This window comes from Rhodococcus sp. ARC_M5 (assembly GCF_022810405.1).
In the GTDB taxonomy this organism is placed as follows: domain Bacteria; phylum Actinomycetota; class Actinomycetes; order Mycobacteriales; family Mycobacteriaceae; genus Rhodococcoides; species Rhodococcoides navarretei.
The window spans coordinates 394842-402693 of the sequence record NZ_JALGQE010000004.1 but is presented as its reverse complement, the minus strand read 5'-3'; the positions used below and the strand labels follow the sequence as shown (position 1 = coordinate 402693).

Here is a 7852-nt window from a genome sequence, read left to right as displayed (position 1 = left end):
CGAACGGCTCGACGAGGTCGCCGCGCTACTGAACAACCGCCCCAGAAAAACCCTGGGATGGGATACTCCCCTCGAGGAGTACAACAAACGACTGCTCGTTGCGACGACCACGTGAACCCGTCACGAAGTTCCGCTCACGTGCGGCGCAGCCGCTCTCACGCACTAGGGAATCAGACGCGCTTCTCGGTAACGCTGGATCACCGAGGCGATGGCATCCGGGGTGGATCGGAAGCCGAGGAACCCGGCTTTCTTCGACTTGTTCATGTCGGTCAGGCATTCCATGTCGCGGCCGAGGTCGCCGTCGGTGTGCCACCACGACGCCAGGCGGGAGACATCGCTCTCCACCAGATCGTGCTTCTCGGCGATGCGCTTCCACGCGGCGCCCGCGTCGGACATGCGGGGTTCGAGCGGACGCGGTTCGGTGTCGAAACCCTCGGGCTCGACGCCGAACATCTCGGCGAACTGTGGCCACAACCAGCGCCAGCGGAAGACGTCACCGTTGGCGATGTTGAAGGCCTCGTTGTGCGCGTTGTCGTCGGTTGCGGCCCAGACCATCTGCTCGGCGAGCAGGTCGGCGTCGGTGAGGTCGGTGAGCCCGTTCCATTGCGTTTCGGAGCCGGGGAAGACGAACTTCTCGCCGAGTTCCTTGCAGATCGACGCGTAGACGGACAGCGTCAGCATCATGTTCATCGCGTTGCCGACGGCGAATCCCGAGACGGTGTGGGCGCGGTGCACGCTCCAGCCGAATCCGAACTTCTCGGCACCGGCGAACAGTTCGTCTTCCTGCGCGTAGTAGAAGTTCGGTGTGTCGAGCCGCGGTTCGGTCTCGTGGAACGGCGTCTCGGCCATCACGGCCTCACCGTAGGCATCGAACGGTCCCAGGTAGTGCTTCAGGCCGGTCATCAGCGCGACGTGCTTCACCGAATCGAGGGGGCCGAGAACGTCGAGAACATTGCGTAGGGTCGCCGAGTTGACCTCGATGTTCTCCTGCTCGGAGTCCTTCTTCATCCAGGCGGTGAAGAACACGACCTCGGGACGGACGTCGGTCAGGGCGTCCCGCAAGGACTCCGGGTCGAGTAGATCCGCAGCCACCGGCACGACGCCGTCGACGGGGGTACTGCCGCTGCGGCTCAGTCCGTAGGTGGTCCAGCCGGCATCGAGTGCGGCGCGGCACAGGGCCTGCCCGGAAATACCGGTGGCACCGACGATCAGCGCGCGTGTGGTGTTCGTAGTCATTCGTGCCGACTACCCACTGGGGCCGACTCGACACGTGACGCGTCGCGTCTCACAACAGGGCGAGTACCTGTTGGCCGACGAGCACGAGCGCGCCGACGGCGGAGACGGTGATCGCGACGATGCGCAGGCGTCGACGGTCGAGAACACGATTGACCACTCGAGAGAGCAGGAAACCGAGAACGGTCGCCGGGGCCAGGAACACGAACAGCGTGGCCGTATGGGCATCCACAGCGCCGGCCACCGCCAGTACCGCCAGCGAGATCAGCGAGCCGACGAGGAAGAAGCAGCTCATGGTGCTGCGTAGTTCGGCCCCGGTGTTGCGTTGCCACACCAGGGCCATCGGTGGTCCGCCGATCGAGGTGGCCGTTGCCAGAATTCCCGACGCGGCCCCGGCCACCACCAGATTTCGTCGGTGCGGGAACGGGACCCAGCCGAAGGATGTCAGTGCGACGCCGCCCAACACCACAAGCGCGAGCAGTATGGCCAGTCCTCGCTCGGGCAGTAGGACGAGCAGAAGTGCACCCACCGCCGAACCGGGCAGGCGACCGGCGAGTGCCCACCCCGCTCCCGAAAGATCGAGGGCGGTGCGATCACGAACCAGAACGAGCACACTGACGACAACGGCGAGCATGATCAGCGTCGCCGGGATGAGCCCGGGGTCGACGATGGCCACGATCGGCGCTGCGAGCATGCCCATGCCGAATCCGATCGACGCCTGCATCGCCGACGCGAAGAAGATGGCCAGGGCGACGACGACGAAGCCGGTGACGCTCAGGTGTGTCGCCATCACGTCCCGGCAGCAACGAGGCCGAGATTGCCTGCGGCGAGGGGATAGTGGCATTCGGCGATGTGATCGGCCTCGTCGGCGTCGAGCGCCACCGGGGGTGCCTCACTGGCGCACAGTTCGGTCGCCTTCCAGCAGCGCGTGCGAAAGCGGCATCCCGACGGCGGATTCAGCGGCGACGGTACCTCGCCCTTCAGCAGGATCTTCGTCCCGCGGTTCGACGCGTCGAGTGTGGGTGCGGCCGACATCAACGCCGCAGTGTACGGATGGGACGGTCGCTCGAATACTGCTTCGGTGGCACCGGATTCGACGATGCGGCCCAGGTACATCACCGCGACGCGGTCGGCGACGTGTCGGACCACCGACAGATCGTGGGAGATGAACACGTACGAGATGCCGAGTTGCTTCTGCAGGTCGTTGAGCAGGTTGAGTACCTGCGCCTGCACCGAGAGATCGAGGGCCGAGACGGGCTCGTCGCAGATGATCACGTCGGGGTTCAGCGCAAGAGCCCGCGCGATGCCGAGGCGTTGGCGTTGACCGCCGGAGAATTCCTGCGGGAATCGATTCTCGTCGCTCGGGCGCAGGCCCACCAGATGCAGCAGTTCGCGAACACGTGCAGAACGATCGCGGCGAGTCTTGTACAGGCCCTTGTGGGTTCGCCACGGCTCACCGATGATGTCACCTGCCGTCATGCGTGAGTTCAGTGAGCCGTACGGGTCCTGGAAGACCATCTGTACTCGTCGACGCCACGCGAGGAGTTCCTTGCCGCGCAGCGCGAACGGATCGATGCCGTCGAAGGCGACGGTGCCCGAGTCGGGTCGTTCGAGCATCATCAGGGTGCGTGCGAGAGTGGACTTGCCGCAGCCGGATTCGCCCACGAGGCCGAGGGTCTCGCCACGTCGTAGATCGAGATCGATGGCGTCGAGGGCCCGGAGTTTGCCGCGGCCCACGTCGAAGGTCTTGTTCAGGCCGCGCACGGTCAGCAGTTGCTCAGACATGGCTGGGTACCTCGTTCGGGAAGTGGCAGGCCGACATCCGGCCGGTGCCGACGGATTCGAGCGGCGGTCGAGTGCTGATGCAGATCTCGCGGGCGAGGGGGCATCGGGCCTGATAGACGCACCCGTCGGGAATGGAATGCAGATCCGGTGGGGTGCCGCCGATCGACTTCAGATCCTCACCGCGGACGGCGTGAACGGGTACCGAGTCCAGCAAACCCTTGGTGTACGGGTGGCGCGGTTCGCCGAACACCTCGGACACCGGTCCGGTCTCGACGACGTTGCCCGCGTACATGATTGCCACTCGATCGGCTTCCTCGGCCACCAGAGCGAGGTCGTGGGTGATGAGTACGACGGCCATGTCGTGCTCGGTGCGCAATTCCTTGAGCAGCGCCATGATCTGCGCCTGCACGGTCACGTCGAGGGCGGTGGTCGGTTCGTCGGCCAGCAGTACCGACGGGCTCAGCGCTACGGCCATCGCGATCAGCAGGCGCTGACGCATGCCGCCGGAGAATTGGTGCGGGTAGGAGTCGGCGCGTGATTCGGGCTCGGGGATGCCCACGCGGGCCATCAGCGCGATGACCTCCGCCCGTGCTTGCTTGCCGGACATACCTCGATGGATCCGAAACGGTTCGGCCAGTTGGGTTCCCACGGTGTAGACGGGATTGAGGGCGGTCAGTGCGTCCTGGAAGACGATGGCCAGTTCGGTGGCCGCGACCGTGCGTCGTACCTTGGTCTTGGCCGTCACCAGGTCGATCTCGCCCAATTCGACCGAGCCACCGGTGATGTCCGCGATCGGCTCGAGCAACCCGACGATGGCCTGTGCCGTCATCGATTTACCGCAACCGGATTCGCCCAGCAGAGCCAGGGTTTCACCGCGACGGGCGGTGAAGGTGACGTTGTCGACGGCGCGAATGACGCCCGACGGCGTCCGCAGATCGACGGTCAGCCCGCGAACGTCGAGGGCGACGCTGCCGGTGTCGGTTCGGTGCGGTGTTGTTGCCGGTGCGCTCATGAGACGACCTTTCGTGCGGGGAGCAGGCGAGAGCGCTTGGAGCGGGGCACGTTGAGTCGCCAGCGCTGCGCGGGGTCGGTGGCGATGCGGGCCCAGGCGGCGAGCACGGTGGCCGAGACGGTCGTCAACACGATGGCCAGGCCGGGGAAGAACGAGAGCCACCAGGCGGTCTGCAGGTAGGTCCGGCCCTGCGAGACCATCAGGCCCCAGGAGACGTCCGGTGGCTGAATACCGATGCCCAGGAAGCTCAGTGACGATTCGGCGAGGATGACGAAGCAGAAGTCCAGGGTTGCGACGGTGAGCAGGGTCGGCAGCAGAATCGGGGCCACATGGCGTCGGATCACCGATCCGCTCTTGGCACCGAAGGTACGGGCGGCGTCCACGAACAGCCGACTCTGCAGTTCTGCGGACTCGGCGCGCGCGGTACGCAGGTAGATCGGGATACGCGTGACCGTCAGCACCAGCACGATGTTCGCAGCGCTGGGCGAGAAGACGTAGAGCACCACGACGGCCATCAGCAGGGACGGGAAACTGAGGATGACGTCGGCGACGCGCATCGCCGCGGTCTCGCGCCAGCCCCGATGGAAGCCGGCCCACATACCGATGAACGAGCCGATGATCGCGGAAAGGATCACGGCTGGAACGGCAACCGAGAGTGTGGTTCTGCTGGCCACGATCAATCGGGCGAGCATACTGCGGCCCAGTGGATCGGTACCGAGAATGTTCATCCACCCGGTGTCGAGGGTGAACGGTGGCAGGTTCGAGCGGTCGAGATCCTGATCGGTCGCCGAGTCGCCGACCAGCATCGGCCCGAAGATCGCCGTGAGCAGGACCAGCACCAGGATCGCAGCGGCGACGGTGGCAACCCTGTCTCGCAGCAACAGCTTCCACAGCGGGGCCGATGCCTTGCGGGCTTCCACCGGAACCGAGGGCGGAACATCCTCCGGCTCGGACGTTTTCGGTGCTTCGAAGTCGAGTGACATGTTCTTACCTAGACCTTCACCTTGTCGCGAACCCGGGCGTCGAGCAGTGCATAGCAGGCATCGATGACGATGTTGAGCACGAAGATCGACACTGCCGTCAACAGAACGGCCGCCTGGAGGACGGCGAAGTCGCGTTGCAGGATGGCGTCGATCATCAGCTTTCCGATGCCGGGCCAGCCGAAGATGGCTTCGACGACCACCGCCCCGTTGACGAGTCCGACCATCAGGTCGCCGGCAACGGTCAGGGCCGGTGCGGCGGCATTGCGCAGAGCGTGGTGGGTGACGACCCGAAGATCGCCTGCCCCCTTGCTTCTCGCCAACCGAACGTACGGGGCCGACAGGGCCGAGACCATTGCGCCTCGGACCACCTGAGTCAGCACGCCGAGGGGGCGAATGAGCAGTGTCGCGATGGGCAGTACCCAGGAGAGCATTCCGTTGTCGACACCGGAGGTGGGCAGCCAACCGAACAGGATGGCGAAGACGTAGACGCCCATGATGGCGAACCAGAAATCGGGAATGCTGGCTGCGGTCATCGACAGCAGGCTCGAGATACGGTCGGCCAGTGAGTTGGGTCGATACGCAGCCCAGCACCCGATGATCACGGCACCGAGGATCGCGAGAAACATCGTCGCGAACGCGAGCTGCAACGTTGCGGGGAAGGCACGCAATGCCATCGCCGACGCGTCCTCACCGGTGCGGAGCGACTGCCCGAAGTCGAGTTGAACGACACCCTTGAAGTAGTCCAACAGCTGTGTCAGGACCGGCTGATCGAACCCGTTGGTGGCACGGAAGGCCTCGCGTTGGGCCTGGGTCGCAGATTCGGGAAGGTACAGGCTGGTGGGGTCGCCGGTGAGCCGAGCGAGGAAGAACACGCCGAGCAGGACGACGAACAGCGGGATGAGGCTGGTGTAGATCCGTCTGCGGAGAAATCCGAACATGTCAGGGCCTCTCGGTATCGGCGCGCGTCATCGCGGCGAGATGCATTTCGTCGACCGTGGCCGAGTTCGGGGTGTAGTCGACCGAGGACGCCTTGGCGAGTACCCCGTTCATGTGCGCGATGTAGGCCATCTGCATGATGTCCTTCGGTTCGTCGGCGAACACCTGCGCGTACGCGTGCTGGCGGTCCTCGCCGGTCAGCGCACCGGCGGCAGCGATCTTTCTGTCGAATTCCGCAGTGCCGTAAGCGCTCTGGAAGCCGTCGCTGGTGAAGTACTGATCGACGGTGAACGCGGAGTCGCCGGCCTGGTTGCCGTGCTGAATCACCAGCAGATACGGCCCGACGTCGGGGAACGGACGCTCCTGATACTCGGCGGTGCCCGCGGCGTCCATCATTTCGATCTTCACGTTCATACCGATCTTGGACAGCGAGTTCTGGATGACCTCCACCGTCTCGTTGATCTTCGGGAACTGCCCGGTGCGTCCGATCAAGCGGATCTCGGTGTCCACGGGTACGCCGTCGGCGCGGGCTTGCTCGATCAACGCGCGGGCCTCGTCCATGTCGTACGGCCACGGTGTCAGGTCCTCGTTGAAGCCTACGACGCCCTCGGAAATCAATTGCTCTGCAGGTGAACCGAGTCCACGAAACAGGGCCTTGACGATGCCCTCGCGATTGATGGCGTAATTGATCGCCTGCCGAACCCTCATGTCGTCCAGTGGCGGTTGAGCCGCCTGGATGCGCAGCGCCGTTGTTTCGTTGTTGGGGTACGCGACTCCGAGGTCGCCCGCACCGTCCTCGGGTCCGACGGACGTGGCGATCTCGGCCTCACCGTTGGTGACCATCGATGCGCGGACGCTGCCTTCGCTGCGCCACTGGTATTCGGCCCTCGCGTATTCGGGCTCCGGGCCCCAGTAGGTCTCGTTGCGTACGAGCGAGAGCTTCTGGCCGTAGTCCCAACGCTCGATCGCGAACGGTCCCGTGCCGATCGGCTCGCGCACCCGCTCGGTGTAGCTGGCCGTGCGCGGAACCATCTCCACGAACGACAGGCGCAGCGGCAGAATGGGGTCGGGTTCGGGCGACTGGACGGTCAGCGTCATGGGGTCGACTGCTTTCACCACCAGGTTCGCGTCGCCGAATACGTACCCTTCGACGTTGCATCCCAGTTCGGAGTTGACCGTGCGGTCGATCGAAAAGGCGGCGTCCTCGGCCTCGAAGGGGCTGCCGTCGCTGAACGTCACTCCGGGATGGATCGCGAACGTCCATTCGGTGTCGGAGGTCTGCTCCCAGGAGTCGGCGAGCTTGGGTTCGAGATCTCCGGTGCTGGGGTTGCGTTCCATGAGAGGTTCGGTGATGTTCGAGCGGGTGACGACCCCGACCGACGTGAGCGAGACGTCGCAGGCTTCGAGGGTCGGCGGTTCCTGAGGTAGGACGATGCGAAGAGTATCTGCGCGAGCGGCTCCGCCGTTGTTGGAGTTGGCGACGGTGCAGCCGCTTGCGGCAAGTGAAAGTGACAGTGCGCCAACGGCAATTGCGGCGACGCGATGGTTCCGTCCCTGCTGCACGAAGAGTGCAGGGCTCATGGTGGCCTCCAGTGGGAAAAGGATCCGCGTCTGCGAGTTGCAGCCGAATCTGTGACGGTAGACACACGGTAGGAGCGGGCTGTCTTCACCGTCAACCGGACGAAATGCCCTTTCCAGCCAGTTTTGTGGGTCACAAACGAAGTCTTGATGAGGCTCGAGTCACATGAGGAGTGGGCTGACCAGGCCGGATAGGGGGAAGGCTAGTCAAGCCTGCATCGGCAATGCGTCGTTCATGCCGTTTGGGTATCGGTCCATGTTATTTCCGTGTTGGACAGGTATTCGAGAAGCGGCATACCGTACAGGAAACGCGCACGTTCCACCA

The 7852-nt window shown here is 64.6% G+C and carries 7 protein-coding genes; all 7 read right to left on the bottom strand.

The window, feature by feature from the left end; all coding sequences use genetic code 11:
• Positions 1-162: 162 nt before the first annotated feature.
• Genes MTX34_RS09380 through MTX34_RS09350 form a run of 7 tightly spaced genes read right to left on the bottom strand, consistent with a single transcriptional unit; the run spans position 163 to position 7530 of the window.
• Positions 163-1236 (bottom strand): SDR family oxidoreductase, encoded by a 1074-nt coding sequence (locus tag MTX34_RS09380; RefSeq protein WP_243609209.1) that lies wholly within the window; start codon positions 1234-1236, stop codon positions 163-165.
• 49 nt (positions 1237-1285) lie between these two features.
• Complete coding sequence (locus MTX34_RS09375) at positions 1286-2023, bottom strand: sulfite exporter TauE/SafE family protein (RefSeq protein ID WP_374639211.1); 738 nt, start codon at positions 2021-2023, stop codon at positions 1286-1288.
• Positions 2023-3018: an ABC transporter ATP-binding protein gene (locus MTX34_RS09370; RefSeq protein WP_243609208.1), complete on the bottom strand. Its 996-nt coding sequence runs from the start codon at positions 3016-3018 to the stop codon at positions 2023-2025. The genes MTX34_RS09375 and MTX34_RS09370 overlap by 1 nt, the downstream gene beginning before the upstream one ends.
• Positions 3011-4030, bottom strand: coding sequence for an ABC transporter ATP-binding protein (locus MTX34_RS09365; protein WP_243609207.1), 1020 nt, complete (start codon positions 4028-4030; stop codon positions 3011-3013). Before MTX34_RS09365 ends, MTX34_RS09370 begins: the two co-directional genes overlap by 8 nt.
• Positions 4027-5013 carry an ABC transporter permease gene (locus MTX34_RS09360; RefSeq protein ID WP_243609206.1) on the bottom strand — a complete coding sequence of 329 codons (987 nt, stop codon included), beginning with the start codon at positions 5011-5013 and terminating at the stop codon, positions 4027-4029. Before MTX34_RS09360 ends, MTX34_RS09365 begins: the two co-directional genes overlap by 4 nt.
• A gap of 8 nt (positions 5014-5021) precedes the next feature.
• On the bottom strand, positions 5022-5951 hold the full coding sequence (locus tag MTX34_RS09355; RefSeq protein ID WP_243595273.1) for an ABC transporter permease: 930 nt from the start codon (positions 5949-5951) through the stop codon (positions 5022-5024).
• Position 5952: 1 nt separating this feature from the next.
• Positions 5953-7530, bottom strand: coding sequence for an ABC transporter substrate-binding protein (locus MTX34_RS09350; protein ID WP_243609205.1), 1578 nt, complete (start codon positions 7528-7530; stop codon positions 5953-5955).
• Positions 7531-7852 lie beyond the last annotated feature (322 nt).